The following is a 21,573-nucleotide window of genomic DNA, read 5'->3' on the forward strand; positions in this document are numbered from 1 at the left end:
GGAAACCGCTCTGGCCTTGTCTTGCGAGCATTTTCACGCATACGGCTGTTTCCAGCCGTATGCGATCTGCTCTAGCGCCTCCGCCACGCCACGCCTCGGCGCCTTGGGGCGCCATGACGGCATGACCTCTCTCCCGCCGCTTTCGCTCACGCGGCTGACGCTGACGCGCTTCCGCTCCTACCCCGCGCTCGACCTCGACACCGCCGCACCCATCCTCGTGCTTGCCGGCGAGAACGGCGCGGGCAAGACCAATCTTCTCGAGGCGATCAGCCTGCTCGTTCCCGGCCGGGGCTTGCGCGGCGCGCGGATGGCCGAGCTCGGCCATCGCGGCTCCGGCGATGCCGCCGGCGGGCCTTGGGCGGTCGCCGGCCGGTTCGCGACACCGCTCGGGCCGCTCTCCCTCGGCACCGGTGTGGAGGACCCCTCTGCCACGCGTCGGAGTTTCCGCCTCGACGGTGCCGCCCCGCGCTCCCAGGCCGAGATCGCGTCACGGGTCGCGGCCGTCTGGCTCACGCCGCAGATGGACCGGCTGTTCCTGGACGGCGCCTCGGCCCGGCGACGCTTCCTCGACCGGCTCGTCTGGGCCCTCGAGCCGGGCCACGCCCGCGAGGTCGCCGCCTATGACACGGCGATGGCCGAGCGAAACCGCCTGCTCGCGGAGGCGCGCGATGGAGGTCGTATCGACCCCCTCTGGCTTGCGTCTCTCGAGGACGCGATGGCGCGGCATGGTGTTGCGGTCGCGGCGGCGCGTCGCGTTCTGGTCGCGCGTCTCAACGCGGCGGTCGCAGGCGGCGTCGCCGGCGCGTTTCCCGCCGCGGAAGCGAGCATCGCCTGCACGCTCGATTCTGCGCTCGCGGAAGGACCCGCTCTCGATGCCGAGGAGCGGTTCCGCGCCGCCCTCGCCGAAGGCAGGGCGGGTGATGCGGCCTCGGGCGGCGCGCGGCAGGGCCCGCATCGCGCGGACCTCGTTCTTACCCACGTGGCCAAGCGGCTTCCCGCCCCGCTCTGCTCTACCGGCGAGCAGAAGGCTCTGCTCGTGGGCCTCGTGCTCGCGCACGCCGCCCTGATCGGCGCCCAGCGCGGGGCAGCCCCGATCCTCCTGCTCGACGAGGTGGCCGCACATCTCGACAGGCCGCGGCGCGAGGCGCTGTTCGACGTCCTGCCGCGGCTTGGCGCCCAGGTGTTCCTGACCGGCACGGACGCAGGGGTGTTCGCCCCGCTCGGAACCGAGGCGCGTCTGCTCCGGGTACGGCCCGGAGAGGTGCGCCCAGAGGCGGGCTGGCCAGGGTTTGCGGCTGCCCAAGACGGCCTTCGGGGTGTATGATCCAGGCTTCCTCCGACCTTCCGGAAAACCAGGGATTGCAAGGCCGATGACCGATCCCGCACGGGCGCATCCTGCCGCTTCCGCGGACAGCTACGACGCCGCGTCGATCGGCGTCCTCCGCGGACTCGATGCGGTGCGCAAGCGCCCCGGCATGTATATCGGCGACACCGATGACGGCTCCGGCCTGCACCATATGGTGTTCGAGGTGGTGGACAATGCCGTGGACGAGGCGCTCGCCGGACATGCGAAGCGGATCACGGTCACGCTCAATGGGGACGGTTCCGTCACCGTCACGGATGACGGGCGCGGCATCCCGACCGACATCCACCCGGAGGAGGGGGTGAGCGCGGTCGAGGTGGTGATGACCAAGCTGCACGCGGGGGGCAAGTTCGACCAGAACAGCTACAAGGTGTCGGGCGGGCTGCACGGCGTCGGCGTCTCGGTCGTCAACGCGCTTTCCGACTGGCTCGAGGTTCGCGTCTGGCGCGGCGGCTACGAGCATGCGATGCGCTTCCGAAACGGCGGCGTTCCGGAGGCGCCGCTTGCGATCGTCGGCCCGGCCGTTCCGCCGGGGCGCACCGGCACGCAGGTGACGTTCCTGCCGAGCCCGTCCGTGTTCACCCGTACCGAGTTCGACGCGGCGCTGCTCGAGCGCCGCCTGCGGGAGCTCGCCTTCCTCAACTCCGGCATCACGATCGTGCTGACGGATGCGCGGCACGTTCCGCCGGTGACGCACGAGCTCCACTACGAAGGCGGGCTCGTCGCGTTCCAGCGTTGGCTCGACCGGGGCAAGACGCCGCTCTTCGACCCACCGATCTCGATGCGGGCCGAGCGGGACGGGATCACGGTCGAGCTCGCACTCTCGTGGAACGACAGCTACCACGAGACGATGCTCTGCTTCACGAACAACATCCCCCAGCGTGACGGCGGGACGCATCTCGCCGGGTTCCGCGCGGCGCTCACGCGCACCGTCAACCGCGTGGCCACGGAGGTACTGCCGAAGAAGGACAAGGTCGAGATCACCGCCGAGGACATGCGCGAGGGGATGACGGCGGTGCTCTCGGTGAAGGTTCCCGACCCGAAATTCTCGTCCCAGACCAAGGACAAGCTCGTCTCCTCCGAGGTGCAGCCGGTCGTCCAGGCGCTCGTTTCGGAGGCGCTGTCGCACTGGTTTGAGACGCACCCGAACGAGACGCGGCGCATCCTCGGCAAGATGGCGGAGGCGGCCGCCGCGCGCGAGGCGGCACGACGCGCGCGCGAGCTCACCCGGCGCAAGGGCGTGCTCGACGTCTCCTCGCTTCCCGGCAAGCTCGCCGACTGCCAGGAGCGTGACCCGGCGAAGGCGGAGCTCTTCATCGTCGAGGGAGACAGCGCCGGCGGCTCGGCGAAGCAGGGGCGGAACCGCGCCTTCCAGGCGATCCTGCCCTTGCGCGGCAAGATCCTGAACGTCGAGCGGGCGCGCTTCGACAAGATGCTGAGCTCGGCCGAGATCGGCACGCTCGTCACCGCACTCGGCACCGGCATCGGCCGCGGCGATCCGTCCGAGGGCGGGTTCGACATCTCGAAGCTCCGCTACCACCGCGTCATCATCATGACCGACGCCGACGTGGACGGCTCGCACATCCGCACGCTGCTTCTCACCTTCTTCTTCCGCCAGATGCCGGAGCTCGTCGAACGCGGCCATCTCTACATCGCCCAGCCGCCGCTGTTCCGCGCCAAGCGCGGCGCCGAGGAGCGCTATCTCAAGGACGAGCGCGCGCTCGAGCTCTTCCTCCTCGAGCGTGCGCTCGAGAACGCCTCGCTCACGCCCCAGGGCGGTGCGAAGCTGACGGGGGAGGCGTTGCGAATCGCGGTCGAGCGCGCGCGGAGCCAGCGCGCTCTCCTGCAGCGCATGACGGCAGCAGCCCCCGTCTTCGTCCTCGAGCAGGCCGCGATCGCAGGCGCGCTCTCGCGCGACCTGCTTGCCGACACGGCCCGGGCGGGAGAGCTCGCAAGCCTCGTCGCCCGCAGGCTCGACGCCGAGTCCCGCCCCGCCGATCGCGGCTGGACCGGCATGGCCGAAGGCGGGAGGGTGATCTTCGCGCGCACGCTGCGCGGGGTAACGGAGCGTTACGTTCTCGACGAGGCGCTCCTCAACTCGACGGAGGCGCGGCGGCTCGACGAGCAGTCGGCCGAGCTCGCGGCCACCTGGGCGGGGCCAGCGGTATGGAGCGTAGGCGAGACGAGCCGGATGGTGAACGGCCCCGTTTCGCTGACCGAGGCGGTGATGGAGCAGGGCCGCAAGGGGCTGACGATCCAGCGCTTCAAGGGGCTCGGCGAGATGAACCCGGAGCAGCTCTGGGCGACGACGCTCGACCCGGCGAACCGCTCCCTGTTGCAGGTTCGAATCGGCGCGGCCGAGGAGGCGGCCGAGATCTTCGCCACCTTGATGGGCGATGTGGTCGAGCCGCGGCGGGAGTTCATCGTCGAGAACGCGCTCAAGGTGGCGAATCTCGACGTGTGAGCGGTCAGCGCGCTCGCTGGCTGCGCGCGGCGGCCGGATGGGGGCAACAGGGCGCCGAAGCTCGGGGCGGGAGCGATCGGGCCGCACGACGACGATGTGCGGCGACGGTTCGGGACGGCCGCTGCAAAGCATCGGGGCGCGCTAGGGCGCGGCCCGTCATCGCGAGCGGGCCGGCCCGCTGGCGCCGCTGAGGCTTACACGCCCGCGGCGATGTCGCGGCGGCAGAATCCGTCCGGCCAGCGGATCACGTCCACCGCCGCGTAGGCCCGCGCCCGCGCTTCGGCCACCGTCGCCCCGGTCGCACCGATGCCGAGCACGCGGCCGCCATCGGCGAGCACGCGCCCGGCTGCCAAGCGCGTGCCGGCGTGGAACAGGCGCACCTTCGGCATCGCCGCCGCTTGCTCGAGCCCCTCGATCACGCTTCCCGTCGCGTAGGCGCCCGGATAGCCGCGCGACGCCAGCACCACCACCACGGAGGCCTCGTCGCGCATCCGGACCGTGACGTCGCCGAGCCGCCCGCGCGCGCAGGCCGCAAGCGCCGCAAGCACGTCCCCCTCCGCCCTGAGCATGAGTGCCTGGCATTCCGGGTCGCCGAAGCGGACGTTGAACTCGATCAGCTTCGGGCCAGCCGCCGTGAGCATCAGCCCGCAGAAGAGGACGCCGCGGAACGGCGTGCCGCGCCGCGCCATCGCCGCGAGTGTGGGCTGCACGATCCGCGCCATCACCTCCGCCTCGAGCGCCGGCGTGAAGCCCGCGGGCGGCGAATAGGCGCCCATGCCGCCGGTGTTCGGGCCTCGGTCGCCGTCGCCCACGCGCTTGTGGTCGGCGGCGACGCCGAAAGGAACGGCGTTCTCCCCGTCGCACAGGGCGAAGAAACTGATCTCCCGCCCCTCGAGGCGCTCCTCGATCACGACGCGCTCCCCGGCCGGCCCGAAGGCGCGATCGCGCATCATCGCGACGATCGCCTGCTCGGCCTCTGTGATCGTTTCGGCGACGACGACGCCCTTGCCAGCGGCGAGGCCATCGGCCTTGACGACGAGGGGCGCGCCGTGCGCGCGCACATGCGCAAGTGCGGCCTCGACGTCATCGAAGGTCGCCGCGGCGGCCGTCGGCACCTGGGCTTCCGAGCAGAGCTCCTTGGCGAAGGCCTTGCTGCCCTCGAGCCGGGCGGCGGCGGCGGTGGGGCCGAAACAGGCGATCCCTTCTGCCGCGCAGGCATCGGCAAGCCCCGCCACGAGCGGCGCCTCAGGGCCCGCGACCACGAGATCGACCGCATGGTCCCGCGCAAAGGCGACGAGGCGCGCGACGTCGCCGGCCCCGATCGGCACGCAGGTGGCGATCTCGGCGATCCCGGCATTGCCCGGAGCGCACCAGAGCTGGCTCAGTTTCGGCGAGGCGGCGATCGCGGCGGCAAGCGCATGCTCCCGCCCGCCTCCGCCGACCAGAAGGACGCGCATCGGTGATCGCTCCGCGGCTTCAAACGACCATGCGCGATGGCATAAGCTTCCCGAGCATGCAAGAGACCGCCCCTGACGCCGCGGCGGCGCGGCCGAATATCCCCGAGTTCACGGTGTCCGAGATCGCGGGCGCCGTGCGCCGGACCCTCGAGGACCGGTTCGGCCGCGTGCGTGTGCGCGGCGAGATCACCGAGTGCAAGCGCTACCCGTCTGGGCACATCTATCTCGCGCTGAAGGACGAGAGCGCCAAGCTCGCCGCCGTGATCTGGAAGAGCGCCGTGCCGCGGCTCGGGCTCGTTCCGGAGAACGGGATCGAGGTGGTCGCAACCGGCAGGCTCACGGCCTATGCGGATCGCTCGACCTACCAGCTTCAGATCGAGCGCCTCGACTATGCCGGAACCGGAGCGTTGCTTGCGCGCATCGAACAGCTCAAGCAGCGGCTCGCCGCCGAGGGCCTGTTCGCGCCCGAGCGCAAGCGGCCGCTGCCGCGTCTGCCTTCCGTGATCGGCGTCATCACCTCGCCGCGCGGGGCGGTGATCCGGGACATCCTGCACCGGCTTGCGGAGCGGTTTCCGCGCCATGTGCTCGTCTGGCCCGTCGCTGTCCAGGGCCAGGGGGCGGCAGAGCAGGTGGCGGAGGCGATCAGGGGCTTCAACGCACTCTCTCCGGGCGGCCCGGTGCCGCGCCCCGATGTGCTGATCGTCGCCCGAGGCGGCGGCTCGCTCGAGGACCTGATGGCCTTCAACGAGGAGGTGGTGGTGCGTGCGGCCGCCGCCTCGACGATCCCGCTGATCAGCGCGGTGGGCCACGAGACCGACACGACCCTGATCGACTTCGCCTCCGACCGGCGGGCGCCGACGCCCACCGCGGCGGCGGAGATGGCCGTGCCGGTGCGGCTTGAGCTCGTGCGCGAGGTGAAGGGGCTCGAGGCGCGTCTCGCGGGAGGGCTTGCGCGGCTTCTGAATGAACGACGCCTCAGGCTCGAACGTGCGGCGCGTGCGGTGCCCGACCTTCCAGCGCTGCTGGCCAACGCGCGTCAGCGGCTCGACGACCGCGGCGCGCGTCTTGACGCCGCCCTGCCCGCCTTCGTGCAGCGGCGACGGGTGACGCTCGCCGCCCTCGCGGCGCGTCTGCCGCATCCGCGCGAGGCTGTGGCCGCACGGCGAAGCGCGCTTGCCTTGGTCGCGCAGCGTCTGCCCGCGGCGTTCGCCGCGCTCGCGCAGCGCCGCCACCTACAGCTTGCGCGCGTTCGCCTCTCCGACCAGCCGCTCCGGGCCGCTCTCGCGCAAGCCCGCACGCGTCTTGAGGCTGCCTCGGCGCGGCTCGAGGGCGCCTCCTACCAGGCCGTGCTCGGCCGCGGTTTCGCTCTCGTCACCGACAGCGCAGGTGCCGCCATCACCGCCGCCGCTTCCGTCTCGCCGGGCCAGAGGCTCGCGCTCCGCTTCGCCGACGGAACAGTTCGCGCGACCGCCGACGGCGCCGCACGCAAGCACGCGGCGGAGCCGGCGCAGGGAACGCTCCTGTGATCGGCCGCCGCGGCATCCTCGGCTGTGCCCTCTGCCTGCTCGCCGCAGGGGAGGCGCAGGCGCTCGAGTGGACCGGCCCGATCGCCCAAGGGGGGTTCGTGCGCGGCCGAACCGCTCCCGGAACGCGGCTCAGCCTCGACGGCGTGCCCGTGCGCGTCGGCCGCGCGGGCGAGTTCGCCTTCGGCTTCGGCCGCGATGCGAAGCCCGAGAGTACGCTTGCGATCACATGGCCTGACGGCAGACGGGAGACGCGCACCCTCGCGGTCGCGCGGCGCGCCTGGATCGAGCAGGCGATCAGCGGCCTGCCTCCCGCCATGGTCGCGCCGCCTCCCGAGACGCTCGAGCGGATCGCGCGCGAGCGCGAGCTCATCCGTGCTGCGCGTCGGCATGAGACGCTGGAGCCATTGTTCGCCGCGGGCTTCATCTGGCCCGCCACAGGGCGAATCTCCGGCGTGTTCGGCTCGCGCCGGATCTTGAACGGGGAGCCGCGCGCGCCGCATCTCGGGCTGGACATCGCCCGTCCCGTCGGCACGCCCGTCGTCGCCGCCGCGCCCGGCATCGTCCGTCTCGCCGAAGCCGATCTCTACTTCCAGGGCGGAACGATCATCCTCGACCATGGCCACGGCGTTTCCTCGTCCTATCTGCATCTTTCGCGGCTCGACGTGGCCGTCGGCGCCCGCGTGGCGCAAGGAGAGACGATCGGCGCGATCGGCGCCACAGGGCGGGTGACGGGGCCGCATCTTCATTTCGAGATCGGCTGGCGAGGCATCCCGGTCGATCCCGAGATGGCGCTGCCGCCCATGCCGCAGAGCTGACGAGCGAACAGGGAGAGCGAGGTGAGCCAGAGAGAGGAGTTCCACAACCTCGACCATCCGGAGGACGGGCTGTTGCGCGAGCTCGCGCCCGGGATCTCGACGCGGATCTTCGCGGGCGAGCACGCCATGCTGTCGATCGTGACGATCGCTCCCAGCACGGAAGGACAGCTTCACCAGCACCCAGAGGAGCAGTGGGGCGTGCTGCTCGAGGGCTCGGCGGTGCGGATCCAGGGCGGCGAGGAGATCCCGGTGCGCAAGGGCGATTTCTGGCGCACCCCGGGCGGGGTGCCGCACACGATGCGGGCGGGACCGGAAGGGGCCAAGGTGCTCGACATCTTCAGCCCGCCGCGACCGGAATATCGCATTCCCGGAAAGGGCTTCGGCGCTGGCTGAGGCGCCTCGTCGTCCGGCTGCGGCAGCGTGTGCGCGGGTTCTGTCGCGCCGATCGCGGGGCGAAGCCCCATTTTTAACCTTGGCGCTCCAGGACGGGGGACATGACGACGCGGTCCCTTACGCCTGTGGCCTTGGGGCTGCTTGCCGCGCTGAGCCTTGGCGGACCTGTGGCGATCGCCCTTCGCCCGGTTCCCGACGCAGCACTCCTTGTCTGGTTCGGGCCGGACGGGTTTGCGCGCGCGATCGCAGCAGATGCACGCCCGATCGCCCCCGGTCCGCTCGGGTCGCTGCTCGTCAGGGGCGAAGGCGACCTCGCCGCGCGCCTGTTCGACGCCGGGGCGTTGCTGATGCTGCGGGCCGATGCTCTGACGGGGTGTCCTGGCGCGACGGCTGCGGAAGGACGACGATGATGCCCGCGACGACCCTCGACTCGCTCACTCTGCTTCGCGCCACTGCGAGCCGATGGCTTCTCGGCCTGTTGTGGCTCGCGGTTGCGGTGTCGGTGGCTGTCGCCATCGCGGTGGGCGTTCGACCATGGCTGCCGCTCGGGCTCGCGGCGGCGGCTGCGACGATTGCAACGGTGCTCGTTTGGCACGATCCCGCCGGGCTCTCCGCCCGTGTTGCGGTGACGCTCGCAGCCGTCGCCGTGCCGGCACAGCTCGTGGCCCTGCTCGCGGGACACCCGTGGCAGATCGACCTGCACATGCCCTTCTTCGCGGTGCTCGCGATGCTCGCCGCCTATGCCGACTGGCGCCTGATCCTGCTCGGTGCCGCCGTCATCGCCGTGCATCACCTGGCGCTCAATGTCGTGCTGCCGGAGCCCGTCTTCCCAGTCGGTGCGGATCTCTCCCGCGTTGTCCTGCACGCGCTGATCGTCGTTCTGCAGACGGGAGTGCTCGTGTGGCTGACCGCTCGCGTCGCCCGTCTCATTCCTGCTGCCGAACGGGCGGCGCGGGACGCCGAGGAGAAGGTGGCGATCGTCGCGAGGCTGACCGCCGAGCGCGAGGCCGAGGCAGAGCGTGCGGCGGCGGCTCGGCGTGAACAGGCGCTTGGCGTTGCCGACAGGTTCCAGAGCGAGATGGGCGGTGTCGTCGGCGAGCTCGAAGCGGCGGCGGCACGGATGGATGCGTCTGCCGAGGCGCTCGCCGCGGCATCGACACGGGCCGGGGCGGAGGCAGACCGCGCCGCATCGGCGGCGACGCGCTCTGCCGACGCGGTGCGATCTGCCGCTGCCGCCGTCGAGCAGGTCAGCGGGTCGATCGGTGAGACCACCCGCCAAATCGGCGAGGCAGCACGCATTTCCTCCGAGGCAGCACGCAGCGCGGGCATGGTCGAATGGACGGTTGCGAATCTCTCCGAGGCGGCGAAACGGATCGGTTCCGTTGCCGACATGATCGACGGTGTTGCGGGGCAGACCAACCTGCTCGCTCTGAATGCGACGATCGAAGCGGCCCGCGCCGGCGAGGCGGGCAAGGGGTTCGCGGTGGTGGCGAACGAGGTGAAGGGCCTCGCCGCCGAGACCGCACGGGCGACAGAGCAGATCACCCGTGAGATCGCCGCCATGCAGGCCGCGACCGAGGACACCGGCAGGGCCGTGGCCGAGATCATCGGCGTCGTCAGGCGGATCGACGGCATCGCCTCGGCGATCGCCGCAGCGATGGAACAGCAGGCCGCCGCGATCGGCGAGATCGGACGGGCGATCGAGGCGGCCGCGGACGGAACGGCGGAGAGCAGCGCAGCGATCGCACCTTTCTCCGGGGTAGCTGCGGAGAACGATCGACTTGCCGACCGTACGCGCGAGAGTGCGCGGGTTCTGTCGGAAACGACGGCGATGCTGTCGAATCGGCTCGGCTCCTTCCTTGCGACGTTGCGCGCAGCCTGAGGGAATGAGCGCCCGTCCGAGCTACGGGGCCGCTCAGCGATAGAGCGCCTTGTCGAAGCGCCGGTGCAGCCAGAGCCATTCGCCCGGGCGGTCGCGGATCCAGCGCTCCAGCGTGTCGTTCACGGCTTGGGTGAGGGCGGCGATGTCGGCCTCCCGGTCGCCGCTCTCCGGCAGCGTCAGGGGTGGTTCGGCCTCGAACCGGTAGCGCGCGGGCCCGATGCGCAGGCTTCGCCCGGGCACAACCGGGCAGCGGAAGCGGAGCGCGAGCTGGGCGAGAGCCGGTGCGGTCATCGCCCGGACGCCGAACAGGCGCGCGGCGATGCCGTCATTCATCTTCTGGTCGACGAGCATGCCGAGGAAACCGCCGCGGCGGAGATGCGCGAGCATCGCCCGCGCGCCGTGCGCGCCCTTCGGGAAGAGCGGCGCGGCGAGCGGGGCGAGCGCCGCCTCGCGGCAGCGCAGGATCATCGCGTCGACGAAGGGGTTGCTCGGCGCGCGGTAGACCGAGGACATTGCGATTCCAAAATGGCCGACCACGGGCGGGAGGAGTTCCCAGTTGCCGAGATGGCCGGAGATGAAGATCGCGGGCCCGCCCCGGGCGGCGACCTCGCGCAGCACCGCCTCCCCCGCGATCTCCCACCCTGGCCCCGAGGCGGACCGTTTCAGGTTCCCAAGATGCGGATACTCCGCCGTCACGCGCCCGAGATTCTCCCAGGCGTCGCGGATCGTGGCGCGGCGCCAGCCGGCGTCACGGTCGGGGAAGGCGATCGCGAGATTGCGCTCCGCCACTCGGCTGACGGGAAGGAGCGGGCCGACCAGTCGCGCCACCCGGCCGCCGAGATTGGAGGCCCGCACCGGGCCCAGAGCCCGGGACAGGGCGAATACCGCGCGCACCGCCCACGCCTCCGCCCGCCAGCGGAGGCGTGTGCCGAGCCCTGGAGAACTCATGCCGTGCAGGCGGCAGGGTCGGGCGGCGCGATCTCCCTTGGCGCGGGCTTCGGGGGGAAGAGCGGCGCGAGCAGCGCCTCCAGGGCCTCGAGGTCGTCCCAGGCGAGGCCGACCCGGGAGACCGCGATCCGGTCATGGAAACGTGCGGGAATGCGCACGATGTCCTTGCGCGTGGTCACGGGCAGGGCGGCAAGCGCCTCCGCCTCGGCGAGAACCGCCTCGATGTCGGCATCATCATAGGGGTAGTGGTCGGCGAAGGTGCGGCGCCCGACCATGATGGCACCGGCCTCCGACAGCGTGTCGAAGAACTTGCTCGGGTTGGCGATTCCGGCGAAGGCGAACACCGGCCGGCGCGCGAGCGCTGCGGTGTCCGGACCCGGAACCAGCCGCGCGCGCAGCACCGGCAGATGCGCGGGAAGCAGGGAGCGCGCGCCCGTCTCGTCCTCACCGATCAGCACCGCCGCATGGGCGCGCGCCGCCGCCGCCGCGACCGGCTCGCGCAGCGGCCCGGCCGGGATCACCCGCCCGTTGCCGAAGCCGAAGCTGCCGTCGATGACGAGCAGCGACAGCGACTTCTCGAGCGTGGGGTTCTGCAGCCCGTCATCCATCACAATCGCGTCCGCCCCGGCCGCGACGGCACAGCGCGCACTTGCCGCGCGATCGGCGCCCACCCAAGTCGGCGCGTGTTTCGCGAGCAGAAGCGCCTCGTCGCCGACCGCGCGGCTGTCGTGACGGTCTGGCTCGACCCGGAGCGGGCCTTTCGCGGTGCCGCCATAGCCGCGGATCAGGGCATGGGGGGTGAGGCCGCGTGCCGAGAGGCGGCAGATGAGGTCGAGCGCGACGGTCGTCTTTCCCGCTCCGCCGGCGGTAACGTTGCCGCAGCAGATCACGGGAACGGGTGCCCTCCAGCCTGGGCGCGCCACGCGCCGCGCCGTGGCGCGGGCGTAGATCGCGGAGACGGGCGAGAGGAGAAGCGGCGCGAGACCCCTCCGGCCCGGAAGCCAGAATGCAGGTGCGCGAAGCATCGGTTCTGCTACTCCGCCGTGCAGCCTTGCTCGGGCAGAAGGGGTAGCAGCGCAGCGAGGGTCAGGTCCAGCGCCTCGGTGCCGCGGGCGGCGGCGGCGCGGGCGGCGGCTCCCGCTTGTGCCGCCCAGGAAGGCTCCGCAACCAGCCGTTGTAGCCAGGCGGCGAGGCCGGAGACATCCGCAACCCGTGTCGCCGCGCCGGCGTCGATGAGATCCTTCGCCACCTCGGCGAAATTGGCGGTGTGCGGCCCGAACGCCACCGGCAGGCCGAGGCGAGCGGGCTCAAGCGGGTTCTGGCCTCCGTGCGGCACGAGCGAGCCGCCCACAAAGGCGCCGCGCGCGAGCCTGTACCAGAGGCCGAGCTCGCCCAAGCTGTCGGCGATCCAGACAGGACCGGCAGGGTCCTCGCGTCGGCTGCGCCTCCCCGCCGCGAAGCCGAACGCTGCGGCAAGGGCGGCCACCGCCTCGCCCCGCTCGGGGTGGCGCGGAACGAGAATAAGCAGAAGGTTCGGCGCAGCGGCGAGGGCGGCGGCGTGGGCGGCCAGCACCTGCTCCTCCTCGCCTGCGTGGGTGCTTGCTGCGACCCAGACCGGACGGTCGCCGATGATGGCGGAAAGCCGCTCGAGCTCCGCCGGGTCGGCCGGCAGAGGAGGTGAGGCGAGCTTCAGGTTGCCGGGCGAGGAGACCGTCCTGCCCGACAGCGCGGAGAGCCTGGCGGCATCGGCGCGGCTCTGGGCGAGGATCACGGCGAAGCTCGAGAGCGCCTCGGCTGCCAGCCCTCGCACCCAGGCCCAGCGTGCGGTGGAGCGTGACGACAGTCGGGCGTTGACCAGCGCCGCAGGCACACGACGCGCCCGTAGCGCGGCGAGCATCACGGGCCAGATCTCGCTCTCGACGAATACCGCCGCATCGGGGCGCCAGTGGTCGAGGAAGCGGTCGCACCAGGCGCGGACGTCGAGCGGCACGAACTGGTGGATCAGCCAGGGCGAGACCGGCAGCTCACCGGAGTCCTCGGGCCGTGCCCCCTCGCCGCCGAGGCGGCGGGCGAGCAGACGGGCGGAGGTGACGGTGCCGGTGGTGACCAGAACGGATAGCCTCGGCCGCTTCTCCTTCAGCGCCTCGAGGAGAGGAAGCGCGGAGAGGCTCTCTCCGACCGATGCCGCGTGCAGCCACAGGAGCGTCCCCGCCGGGCGCGGAAGCGCGGCGATGCCGCGACGCTCGGCAAGTCGCGCGGGGAACTCCTTGCCGCGGCGTGCCCTGCGCCTGAGCCAGAGCGGCAGAAGAGGGGCGGCCACGGTTGTGCCCGCCTGCCAGAGGCTGAGCGCCACCGTCACGGCGCCACCGCAAGCCCGGCGCGCCGCGCCGCCTCGTCGGCCGCCTCGGACATGCCGCTCGCGATCCGCCCGAGCATCGCCTCCTCTGTCTCCGCCTGCTCGGGCAGGACCGGCTCACCATAGACGATCGCGCCGCGGCCAAGGGGGAGGGGCAGGATCATCCTGTCCCACGAGCCGAGCCGGCGGGCGCGCGACACCGCCACGCCGAGCGGGATGACCGCCGCGCCGGTCAGCCGTGCCAGCCGCGCGACCCCAGGCTGGGCGACGCGCCGCGGCCCGCGCGGGCCATCGGGCGTGATCGCCACCGCTCGCCGTTCCGCCAGCACGCGCTGCGCCTCGCGGAACACCGCCGCCCCGCCGCGGCGTGACGAGCCGTACGCGACGTCGAGCCCAAGCCGCGCCACCACATCCCCGATCAGCCGCCCGTCGCGATGCCGCGAGACGAGAACGGTGATGCCCGTGTCGCTTTGCGACCCCGACCAGTCCCACGCGATCGCCGGGGCCAGGGCGAGCTGCTCGTGCCAGAAGGCGCCGATCAGCGGCCTGCCCCGCAGCGCCTCGACCCGCTCGCGGCCCGTGACCGACCAACGTGTCGTCGCGGCGACGATGTGCAGGTGGCGCGCGAGCAGGGCGGCGGCGAGGGCGAGGGTGCGCGGGTGGCGGAGCAGGTGCTTCAGCATGCGGCGAGGGCGCATCGCGCCGTGGCGGCGCGGCAGCGACGAGGGCGCGTCGGCGGCGCGGGTAGCACGGGAGGGTTCGGCCGCCAACCCGACGAGGCTTCTCGCTCCCAAACGCCGCGACCGGGCGGATGCCCGGCACTCCGTGCCGAGCCTCGACCACGAGGCGGTGACACGGCCGAGCGCGACCGGCACGGCCCTGGGGAGGCGCCGTCCCGCGGCATCCGCGGCGACGCAACACACTGTCGCGAGCGCAGCGTCCATGCCGGTTGCGCCAGCCCGCCCGCAGGCCAGTGTTCGCGCAATCCTCTCTTCTGCCGGGCAGGAGAGACGTCATGGTGTTGCACCGTCCCGCCGCCGGTGCGGCCGGGCTTGTCCTTGTCGCGTCCCTCGCCTCGGCCCCCGCGGCCGCGCAGGGGCTCCTCCAGCGCGGCGAGACGATCGGCATTCCGACACCGCCCTCCTGGACGCTGACCCTCGGGGCTTTGGGGGGCATACGCCCGGACGACGAGGGCTCGGATGACCTCGCCGGGTTCGGCGCGCCGCTCATCGACCTCCGCTTCCGCGACCTCTTCTTCCTGTCCTCGCGTGACGGCCTCGGCGTCTCGGTGCTGCGCGGCGGCGGCTTCGCCGCAGGCCCTCTCCTACGCTAACGCTTCGGCCGCGACCAGGATGACAATGATGCGCTGAAGGGACGCGGCGATGTCGGCGGCACGCTTGAGGGCGGCGCCTTTCTCCGCTGGCAGGGCGGCGGCTTCGTGGTGAACGTCACCGCCGTGCAGGGGCTCAACGGAGGCGGCCATCGCGGGTTCGCCGCTCATGCCTCGGTCGGCTATGGCGGGCGCCTCGGGGAGCGCTGGAGCTACTCGATCGGGCCGAACATCACCTGGGGCGACAGCCAGTTCCTGCAGGCCTATTTCGGTGTCACACCGGAGCAGGCGGCACGCTCGGGCTATCGCCTCTCCAGCCCGGGATCGGGGGTGAAGGATGTCGGGCTTGCCGGCATGCTGACCTGGCGCTTCGCCGACCGTGCCGCGGCGATCGCTCGCGTCGAGGTGAGCCAGCTTCTCGACCGCGCCGCCGACAGCCCGATCGTCGATCAGCGCGGGTCGGCGACGCAGGCCTTCTTCGGGCTCGGGCTGAGCTACCGGTTCAGCTGGTAGGGCGCGGCTCGGCAGAGCGATCGATCGGCGCGAGGCGCTCGAGCAGGATCTCGGCCGTGCGCCGCCAGGAGAAGCCTTCGGCGAAATGGCGGCACGCCGCGCGGTCGAGGCCAAGGGCGGCGAGTGCCGCGGCGCGCAGGTCGTTATCCAGCACACCCACCGGCGCGCCGTCGATCACGTCCTTTGGGCCTGTGACCGGGAAGGCCGCGACCGGCGTGCCGCAGGCGAGCGCCTCGACGATGACGAGGCCGAAGGTGTCAGTCAGCGAGGGGAAGACGAACACATCCGCCTCCGCATAGGCAGCGGCGAGCTCTTCGCCGAACTTCGCGCCGAGGAAATGCGCTTTCGGAAAACGCTGCTCGAGCGCCTGGCGCAGCGGCCCGTCCCCCACCACGACCTTCGAGCCGGGCAGGTCGAGGCCGAGGAAGGCCTCGATGTTCTTCTCCACCGCCACGCGCCCGACATAAAGGAATACCGGGCGGGGCAGGTTGAGCTGTCCCCGCTCGCGCGGTCGGAACAGCCCGAGATCGACCCCACGCGTCCAGGCGGCGACATTGGCGAAGCCGCGCGAGACGAGCTCCTCGCGCAGCGAGGCGGTGGCGGTGAGCACGGCGGAGGAGGGGCGGTGGAAGCGGCGCATCAGCGCCCAGGTCATGCGCTCGGGCACGCCGAGCCGCGCCTTGAGGTATTCTGGGAAGCGGGTGTGGAAGGCGGTGGTGAAGGGCCAGCCGCGGCGGAGGCAGATCCGCCGCGCCGCAAGCCCGAGCGGTCCTTCGGTCGCGATGTGGATCGCATCGGGAGCGAAGGCGTCGATGATCCGCCGAAGCCGTCGGCCGGGAAGCACCGCGAGCCGAACGTCCGGTTCCGACGGAGCGGGGATGGTCAGGAACCGGTCCGGGCCAACGACCTCGACCGCGTGTCCCATCGCGGCGAGCTCGTCGCGCACGGTGGCGAGGGTGCGCACCACGCCATTGACCTGCGGCGTCCATGCATCCGAGACGATCAGGATCCGCACCGGGCCTGGCGGGGAGAAGAAGGGAAGGCCGTCCTCGTCGGCCGCGGCGGCGGTCACGCCGGCACCGGGACGGCGGCGCGCTGAGGCGCCACGCGCCAGTGCGAGAGCCGGTTCTGCGCCGCCCAGTCGATCAGCTCGAGCCTGCCGTCGTGGTGTTCGACCAGAGCGGTGCAGCTCTCCACCCAGTCCCCGTCATTGAGGTAGAGGATGCCGTCGACCTCGCGCATCTCTGCGTGGTGAATGTGGCCGCAGACGACGCCGTCGAAGCCGCGCCGGCGCGCCTCCTGGGCGAGCGCGCGCTCGAACCGGTCGATCGCCTTCACCGCCCCCTTCACTTGGCGCTTCGCCCAGGCCGAAAGCGACCAGTAGGGGTAGCCGAGACGGCGGCGGACAGCGTTGAACCAGCGGTTCAGCACGAGGGCCACGGTATAGGCCCAGTCGCCGAGCACGGCGAGGAAGCGGGCGTAGCGGACGACGCTGTCGAACTCATCGCCGTGCATGATCAGAAGCCTCCGCCCGTCCGCCGTCACGTGCTCTGCCTCTTCGCGCAGCTTCACGCCGGCGAAGTCGAGCGGCATCCAGGCGCGGAACAGCTCGTCGTGGTTCCCTGGGATGTAGATCACCTCGGTTCCGTTCTTCGCCTTGGCGAGGATCAGCCGCACCACCTCGTCATGAATCCCGTCCCAGTACCAGGAGCGCTTCAGACGCCAGCCATCGACGATGTCGCCCACGAGGAACAGGGTGCGGCACTCGGTGCGGCGAAGGAAATCGGCGAGGAAATCCGACCGGCAGCCGCGCGTGCCGAGATGAAGGTCGGAGATGAAGACGGTGCGGTAGCGGGTCGTGGGCGACTGGACGGTCATGCGGCGAGACGCCTCGGACTGTCTTCGGTGCCTCCCTCTACCCACCGAAAACCGAGGTTTGCCATGAACATTTCATGAAACGGTTCAACAAAACGACGTAATCAAGCCGTCCCGCTCGTGTCATCGCTCCGCAACGATCTGTGGATATTTTGACCTCTTCGCGCGGCGGCCCGGCGTTGGCCCCGCTGTCTGCGTGTTTCTGATCGTCAACCCGGCCGCCGGCTCGCGCCGCCGCCGGCGCCTCGAGCGCGTGGTCGCAGCGCTCTCGGACGCGGGGATCCGCGTCACGCTCGCCGAGACCGTCGCTCCGGGCGATGCCGAGCGTCTCGCGCGCGAGGCGGCCACGCGCGGCGCGCGCGTCGTGGTCACAGCCGGCGGCGACGGCACGATCGCCGAGGTGGCGAACGGCATCGCGGGCTCCAACACCCTTCTCGGGGTGATCCCGACCGGCACCGCGAACGTGTTCGCGCACGAGCTCGGGCTTCCGTTCGCTCCGGCGGCGATCGCAGCGTCGCTTGCGGCGGCGCGGACACGCACGGTTCTGCCCGGCCTCGCGCGCTTCGCCGACGGGCGGGAGCGGCTGTTCCTCCAGATGCTCGGGGTGGGGTTCGACGCAGCCGTGGTGGCCGCTCTCGACACCGCCCTCAAACGCCGGATCGGCAAGGGTGCCTACGTGGTTGAGACGCTGCGCCAGCTCGCCGCCTGGAGGTTTCCGCGGCTGGCGCTCGCGCTCGACGGCGCGCCGGCCGAGGCGGCCCAGGTGATCGCGACCAAGGGGCGCTTGTACGGCGGGCGCTTCGTGATCGCCCCCGGTGCCTCGCCCGACCGCCCGGGCCTCGTCGCCTGCCTGTTCGAACAGGGCGGCCTCTGGGCCGCGCTCCTCGCCGGGCTCGCCCTTCCGCTCGGGCTCGTGCCGCGTCTTCCAGGCTTCGCCGCGCGCCCCGTCGGGCGCCTCGACGTGCTTGGGCCGCCCGGGCTCCCGGTCCAGGCGGATGGCGATCTGATCGGCCGTACGCCGGTGACGGTCGGCGCGATGGCTGCGTCACTGGAGGTGATCGTCCCCGCGTGACGTTCCCTGGCCGACCCCTTGCGGCACGGCAATGATCAGCTGAGGATGATCGCTTCCGGGACGTGGCGCTGGGAGGTGGAGATGCGAAGGGTGTGGCGTGTGGCGGGTCTCTCTGTCGCGATCCTGCTCGCGGGAACGGCCGCACCGGAGGCAAAACAGTTCCGCTTCGCCACCACCTCCGACGCCGTCACGCTCGACCCGCACGCCAACAACGCCTTCACCACCTATCTGATCACCGGCCAGATCTACGAGAGCCTGATCCACCGCAACGACGCGCTCAAGCTCGAGCCCGCGCTCGCACTCCGCTGGGAGCAGATCGAGCCGAGGCGCTGGCGCTTCTGGCTCCGCGAGGGTGTTACGTTCCACAACGGCAATGCCTTCGACGCCGACGACGTCGTCTTCACCATCGCCCGCACCCTCGCCCCCACCTCGAACTTCACGATCTATGTCGACACGGTGAGCCATGCCGAGAGGGTCTCGTCCCACGTGGTCGACATCGTCACCCGCGTGCCAGACGCGGTGATCCCAGACAAGCTCACCCGCATCCTCCTCATGGACAGGGAGTGGACGGAGGCGAACCGTTCCGCCCAGCCGCAGAACCTGCGCGACCGCGAGGAGAGCTTCGCGGCGCGCAACGCCAACGGCACCGGCCCCTTCGTGTTGCGCTCGCGCGAGCCCGACCAGCGCACCGTTCTCGTGCGCAACCCGCGCTGGTGGGGCGGCCCTCCGGGGCCGAACGACGTGACGGAGTGGCAGCATGTGGTGATCGCCTCCGATGCGACCCGGATCGCCGCTCTCCTCTCGGGCGAGGTCGATTTCGTGCACACCGTCCCGGCCCAGGACGTCGCTCGGCTGCAGCGCGACCCCCGTCTGAAGGTCCTGATCGGACAGGAGAACCGGACGATGTGGCTGGCGATGGACCAGGCGCGCGACGAGCTCCTCTATTCCAATGTCAAAGGCCGAAACCCGTTCAAGGACGTGCGCGTGCGCGAGGCGATCGCGATCGCGATCGATGTCGAGGCGATCCGGTCGCGCGTGCTTCGCGGCCACGCCGTGCCGACGGCGAGCATGTGGACACAGTTCGTCACCGGCTATGACGAAGCCTTCGCACGACGCCCGCCGGTGGACCGCGACCGGGCGCGGAGGCTGCTCGCCGAGGCCGGCTATCCACAGGGCTTCGAGGTGACGCTCGACTGCCCCGTCGGCGCCTATGACGAGGTCTGCCAGGCGATCGCGGGGATGCTCGCCCAGGTCGGCATCCAAATCCGGCTCAACACCGTGCCGAGCGCGGTGTTCTTCCGCAAGCTGCAGCAGGAGGACATGAGCTTCTACGGCCTCACCTGGGGCGTTCCGACCTTCGATGCGCTCTACACGTTTCGCGGCATCATGATGACGCGCGCTCTCGCCGGCGGCGGCTCATGGAACTGGGGCGGGTACTCGAACCCGCGCGTCGATGCCCTGATCCGGGAGGTCGAGGCGGAGACCGCGCCGGCGCGCCGCATCGCGCTCATCCACGAGGCGCAGCGGATCCACAACGCCGAGTACGGGCACATCCCGCTCTACCACCTGATGATCCCGTTCGCGATGAAGGCGAACGTGATGGTGACGCACCGCGCCGACAATCTCGTCTTTGGCAGGACAGTGAAGGTCGAGTAGGGACCGGGCGGTGGGAGCGGGCGCTCAGGGGCGTATCTGGCCCGTTCCGTACACGTGATAGCGGAAGGTGGTGAGCTGCTGCGGCCCGACCGGCCCGCGCGTATGGATCCGGCCCGTTGCGATGCCGATCTCCGCGCCGAAGCCGAACTCGCCGCCATCGGCGAACTGGGTCGAGGCGTTCACGATTCCGATCGCGCTGTCGATTCCGGCGAGGAACGCCTCCGCCGCCGCTGCGTCCTCGGTAATGATCGCATCCGTGTGCTCTGAGCCGTGGCGCAGGATGTGCGCGATCGCCCCCTCGACGCCATCGACGACCGCGACCGAGAGCACGGCGTCGAGCCACTCGGTGTCGAAATCCTCGGCGTTCGCCGCCGGAAGCTCCGGGCAGATCGCGCGCGCCGCCGCATCGGCGCGGAAGCTGCAGCCGCGCGCGGCGAGGTCGGCGATGATCGGCGGCAGATGCGTCTCCGCCACTGCCCGGTCGACAAGAAGCGTCTCGGTCGCGCCGCACACGCCGGTGCGCCGGAGCTTGGCGTTGACCACGATCGCCCGCGCCTTCGCCAGGTCCGCCGCGCGGTGCACGAAGGTGTGGCAGCGCCCCTCGGCGTGCGCGAGCACGGGAACGCGCGCCTCGGCTTGGACGCGCTCGACAAGCCCCTTGCCGCCACGGGGGATGATCACGTCGACGAGGCCGCCGCCCGCGAGCATCGCCGCGACATAGGCGCGGTCGGCCGTGGGCGCGACCTGAACCGACGCCTCGGGTAGCCCGGCTTCCGCAAATCCCTCCGTGATCGCCGCGTGGATCGCGGTCACACTCGCCAGGCTCTCCGACCCGCCGCGCAGGATCAGCGCGTTGCCGCTCTTGACGGCGATCGCTGCCGCATCGGCCGCGACGTTCGGGCGGCTTTCGAAGATCATGCCGATGACGCCGAGCGGTGTGGCGACACGGCGGATCCGGAGCCCGTTCGGGCGTGTCCACTCGGCGAGCACCGCGCCCACAGGGTCGGGCAGGGCGGCGACCTCCTCTACCCCGCGCGCCATCGCCTCAAGGCGCGCGGGCGTCAGCGTCAGACGGTCGACGAAACTCGCCGGCCGGTCGGTCACGGCGGCGAGGTCGCGCGCATTGGCCTCGAGGATTGCGCCCTCCTGGCGGCGGATCGCCGCGGCGGCGGCGCGCAAGCCCGCCTCCTTCACCGCCGGGGAGAGGCGTGCGAGCGTGTGCGCAGCCGAGCGCGCCGCCTTCGCCTGGGCGGCGAAGGCGGCGGCAGCGTCGGCGTGGGGTGTGATCACGTTCATCGGCGGGGGATGAAGACGCGCGGCCGCCTCGCTGTCAAACGCCGCGCCTCAGCCGCGATGCTTCACCGTGATCTCGGCGATGCGTCGGCCGAAGGCCTTCGCCGTCTCGTGGTCGGAGGCGGGAGGGGTGACATCCGCCCCCTCGTCCGCGTTCGCCTGGGTGCCGAGGCCGAGGAAATGGCCGGTCCGGTTGAGATCCGCAGGGCTGCCCTTGCTCGAGTTGAAGCCGGGCATCATGCCGAGCGGGATCCACAGCATCCCGTGCTGGGCCGCGAGCGTGACCATCTGGATCAGCGTCACCTGCTTGTCGCCGGCCCAGGAGCCGCTGTTGGTGAAGCCTGCGGCGAACTTGTCCTTCCACCCGCCGCGCATCCACACCTTCGAGGTGGCGTCGGCGAAGGTTTTGAAGGGGCCGGAGGCACTGCCCATGTAGGTTGGCGCGCCGAACACGATCGCATCCGCCGTATCGAGCGTCGCCCACTCGGCGTCCGTGATTGTGCCGTCATTCTGGATGCGGATGAGCGACACGGTGGCTCCGGGCACGGCGGCGGCGCCGGCGCGCACGCTCTCGGCGACGGCGGCGGTATGGCCATAGCCGCTGTGGAAGACGATGGCGATCGAAGCCAT

General features: G+C 71.5%; 19 protein-coding genes and 1 pseudogene. 11 read left to right on the forward strand and 9 right to left on the reverse strand.

Annotated features, from left to right (window positions below):
• The first annotated feature begins 121 nt into the window (after positions 1-121).
• Both recF and gyrB read left to right on the forward strand, forming a co-directional pair.
• Complete coding sequence (gene recF, locus KO353_RS10600) at positions 122-1,324, forward strand: DNA replication/repair protein RecF (protein WP_218284659.1); 1,203 nt, start codon at positions 122-124, stop codon at positions 1,322-1,324.
• Between the two features lie 46 nt (positions 1,325-1,370).
• A complete protein-coding gene (gene gyrB / locus KO353_RS10605; protein ID WP_218284661.1) occupies positions 1,371-3,827 on the forward strand; it encodes a DNA topoisomerase (ATP-hydrolyzing) subunit B in 2,457 nt (818 codons plus the stop codon).
• 194 nt (positions 3,828-4,021) lie between these two features.
• Here gyrB and purD read toward each other — a convergent pair whose 3' ends face one another.
• Positions 4,022-5,284, reverse strand: a complete 1,263-nt coding sequence (gene purD, locus KO353_RS10610; protein WP_218284662.1) for a phosphoribosylamine--glycine ligase — start codon at positions 5,282-5,284, stop codon at positions 4,022-4,024.
• Positions 5,285-5,340: 56 nt separating this feature from the next.
• On the opposite strand from purD, the gene xseA reads away from it, so the two are divergent.
• From xseA to KO353_RS10635, 5 genes are all read left to right on the forward strand, one after another.
• The gene (xseA, locus tag KO353_RS10615) at positions 5,341-6,810 is read left to right on the forward strand and encodes an exodeoxyribonuclease VII large subunit (RefSeq protein ID WP_218284663.1); all 1,470 of its coding nucleotides are present in this window, start codon (positions 5,341-5,343) and stop codon (positions 6,808-6,810) included.
• Positions 6,807-7,625, forward strand: a complete 819-nt coding sequence (locus tag KO353_RS10620; protein ID WP_218284665.1) for a M23 family metallopeptidase — start codon at positions 6,807-6,809, stop codon at positions 7,623-7,625. The genes xseA and KO353_RS10620 overlap by 4 nt, the downstream gene beginning before the upstream one ends.
• Before the next feature lie 21 nt (positions 7,626-7,646).
• Positions 7,647-8,018: a cupin domain-containing protein gene (locus KO353_RS10625; protein WP_218284666.1), complete on the forward strand. Its 372-nt coding sequence runs from the start codon at positions 7,647-7,649 to the stop codon at positions 8,016-8,018.
• Positions 8,019-8,119: 101 nt separating this feature from the next.
• On the forward strand, positions 8,120-8,428 hold the full coding sequence (locus tag KO353_RS10630) for a hypothetical protein (protein WP_218284667.1): 309 nt from the start codon (positions 8,120-8,122) through the stop codon (positions 8,426-8,428).
• Entirely contained in the window at positions 8,428-9,900 is a 1,473-nt protein-coding gene (locus KO353_RS10635; RefSeq protein ID WP_218284668.1) for a methyl-accepting chemotaxis protein, read from the forward strand. Before KO353_RS10630 ends, KO353_RS10635 begins: the two co-directional genes overlap by 1 nt.
• A 33-nt stretch (positions 9,901-9,933) precedes the next feature.
• On the opposite strand, the gene KO353_RS10640 is transcribed toward KO353_RS10635, so the two are convergent.
• Genes KO353_RS10640 through KO353_RS10655 form a run of 4 tightly spaced genes read right to left on the reverse strand, consistent with a single transcriptional unit; the run spans position 9,934 to position 13,887 of the window.
• A complete protein-coding gene (locus tag KO353_RS10640; RefSeq protein WP_218284669.1) occupies positions 9,934-10,848 on the reverse strand; it encodes a lysophospholipid acyltransferase family protein in 915 nt (304 codons plus the stop codon).
• Positions 10,845-11,873 carry a tetraacyldisaccharide 4'-kinase gene (lpxK, locus tag KO353_RS10645; RefSeq protein WP_218284670.1) on the reverse strand — a complete coding sequence of 343 codons (1,029 nt, stop codon included), beginning with the start codon at positions 11,871-11,873 and terminating at the stop codon, positions 10,845-10,847. The genes KO353_RS10640 and lpxK overlap by 4 nt, the downstream gene beginning before the upstream one ends.
• An 8-nt stretch (positions 11,874-11,881) precedes the next feature.
• Entirely contained in the window at positions 11,882-13,168 is a 1,287-nt protein-coding gene (locus tag KO353_RS10650) for a 3-deoxy-D-manno-octulosonic acid transferase (protein ID WP_235691803.1), read from the reverse strand.
• A gap of 35 nt (positions 13,169-13,203) precedes the next feature.
• Positions 13,204-13,887 carry a lysophospholipid acyltransferase family protein gene (locus KO353_RS10655; protein ID WP_218284672.1) on the reverse strand — a complete coding sequence of 228 codons (684 nt, stop codon included), beginning with the start codon at positions 13,885-13,887 and terminating at the stop codon, positions 13,204-13,206.
• Positions 13,888-14,219: 332 nt separating this feature from the next.
• Here KO353_RS10655 and KO353_RS10660 point away from each other — a divergent pair, with 332 nt between their 5' ends.
• Both KO353_RS10660 and KO353_RS10665 read left to right on the forward strand, forming a co-directional pair.
• The gene (locus tag KO353_RS10660; protein ID WP_218284673.1) at positions 14,220-14,537 is read left to right on the forward strand and encodes a hypothetical protein; all 318 of its coding nucleotides are present in this window, start codon (positions 14,220-14,222) and stop codon (positions 14,535-14,537) included.
• A 24-nt stretch (positions 14,538-14,561) separates the two neighbouring features.
• Positions 14,562-15,047 (forward strand): annotated as a pseudogene (locus tag KO353_RS10665) (MipA/OmpV family protein); the annotation flags it as partial.
• On the opposite strand, the gene KO353_RS10670 reads toward KO353_RS10665, so the two are convergent.
• The gene (locus KO353_RS10670; protein WP_218287354.1) at positions 15,037-16,062 is read right to left on the reverse strand and encodes a glycosyltransferase family 4 protein; all 1,026 of its coding nucleotides are present in this window, start codon (positions 16,060-16,062) and stop codon (positions 15,037-15,039) included. The pseudogene KO353_RS10665 and the gene KO353_RS10670 sit on opposite strands and share 11 nt — an antisense overlap.
• Before the next feature lie 53 nt (positions 16,063-16,115).
• The gene (locus KO353_RS10675; protein WP_218284674.1) at positions 16,116-16,925 is read right to left on the reverse strand and encodes a UDP-2,3-diacylglucosamine diphosphatase; all 810 of its coding nucleotides are present in this window, start codon (positions 16,923-16,925) and stop codon (positions 16,116-16,118) included.
• A gap of 193 nt (positions 16,926-17,118) precedes the next feature.
• Here KO353_RS10675 and KO353_RS10680 point away from each other — a divergent pair, with 193 nt between their 5' ends.
• Entirely contained in the window at positions 17,119-17,994 is an 876-nt protein-coding gene (locus KO353_RS10680; protein WP_218284675.1) for a diacylglycerol/lipid kinase family protein, read from the forward strand.
• Positions 17,995-18,039: 45 nt separating this feature from the next.
• Entirely contained in the window at positions 18,040-19,650 is a 1,611-nt protein-coding gene (locus KO353_RS10685) for an ABC transporter substrate-binding protein (RefSeq protein WP_235691804.1), read from the forward strand.
• Between the two features lie 24 nt (positions 19,651-19,674).
• On the opposite strand, the gene KO353_RS10690 is transcribed toward KO353_RS10685, so the two are convergent.
• Positions 19,675-20,946 (reverse strand): glutamate-5-semialdehyde dehydrogenase, encoded by a 1,272-nt coding sequence (locus tag KO353_RS10690; protein WP_218284676.1) that lies wholly within the window; start codon positions 20,944-20,946, stop codon positions 19,675-19,677.
• Positions 20,947-20,994: 48 nt separating this feature from the next.
• Positions 20,995-21,573: a flavodoxin family protein gene (locus tag KO353_RS10695; RefSeq protein ID WP_218284677.1), complete on the reverse strand. Its 579-nt coding sequence runs from the start codon at positions 21,571-21,573 to the stop codon at positions 20,995-20,997.

It is taken from the genome of Elioraea tepida (assembly GCF_019203965.1).
In the GTDB taxonomy this organism is placed as follows: domain Bacteria; phylum Pseudomonadota; class Alphaproteobacteria; order Acetobacterales; family Acetobacteraceae; genus Elioraea_A; species Elioraea_A tepida.

What these genes read in the sequence shown, in the direction of transcription:
- recF (WP_218284659.1), top strand. Translation starts at nt 122, where the DNA reads ATGACCTCTCTCCCGCCGCTTTCGCTCACGCGGCTGACGCTGACGCGC.
- gyrB (WP_218284661.1), top strand. Translation starts at nt 1,371, where the DNA reads ATGACCGATCCCGCACGGGCGCATCCTGCCGCTTCCGCGGACAGCTAC.
- purD (WP_218284662.1), bottom strand. Translation starts at nt 5,284, where the DNA reads ATGCGCGTCCTTCTGGTCGGCGGAGGCGGGCGGGAGCATGCGCTTGCC.
- xseA (WP_218284663.1), top strand. Translation starts at nt 5,341, where the DNA reads ATGCAAGAGACCGCCCCTGACGCCGCGGCGGCGCGGCCGAATATCCCC.
- KO353_RS10630 (WP_218284667.1), top strand. Translation starts at nt 8,120, where the DNA reads ATGACGACGCGGTCCCTTACGCCTGTGGCCTTGGGGCTGCTTGCCGCG.
- KO353_RS10635 (WP_218284668.1), top strand. Translation starts at nt 8,428, where the DNA reads ATGCCCGCGACGACCCTCGACTCGCTCACTCTGCTTCGCGCCACTGCG.
- KO353_RS10640 (WP_218284669.1), bottom strand. Translation starts at nt 10,848, where the DNA reads ATGAGTTCTCCAGGGCTCGGCACACGCCTCCGCTGGCGGGCGGAGGCG.
- lpxK (WP_218284670.1), bottom strand. Translation starts at nt 11,873, where the DNA reads ATGCTTCGCGCACCTGCATTCTGGCTTCCGGGCCGGAGGGGTCTCGCG.
- KO353_RS10655 (WP_218284672.1), bottom strand. Translation starts at nt 13,887, where the DNA reads ATGCTGAAGCACCTGCTCCGCCACCCGCGCACCCTCGCCCTCGCCGCC.
- KO353_RS10660 (WP_218284673.1), top strand. Translation starts at nt 14,220, where the DNA reads ATGGTGTTGCACCGTCCCGCCGCCGGTGCGGCCGGGCTTGTCCTTGTC.
- KO353_RS10675 (WP_218284674.1), bottom strand. Translation starts at nt 16,925, where the DNA reads ATGACCGTCCAGTCGCCCACGACCCGCTACCGCACCGTCTTCATCTCC.
- KO353_RS10685 (WP_235691804.1), top strand. Translation starts at nt 18,040, where the DNA reads ATGATCGCTTCCGGGACGTGGCGCTGGGAGGTGGAGATGCGAAGGGTG.
- KO353_RS10690 (WP_218284676.1), bottom strand. Translation starts at nt 20,946, where the DNA reads ATGAACGTGATCACACCCCACGCCGACGCTGCCGCCGCCTTCGCCGCC.
- KO353_RS10695 (WP_218284677.1), bottom strand. Translation starts at nt 21,573, where the DNA reads ATGGCTTCGATCGCCATCGTCTTCCACAGCGGCTATGGCCATACCGCC.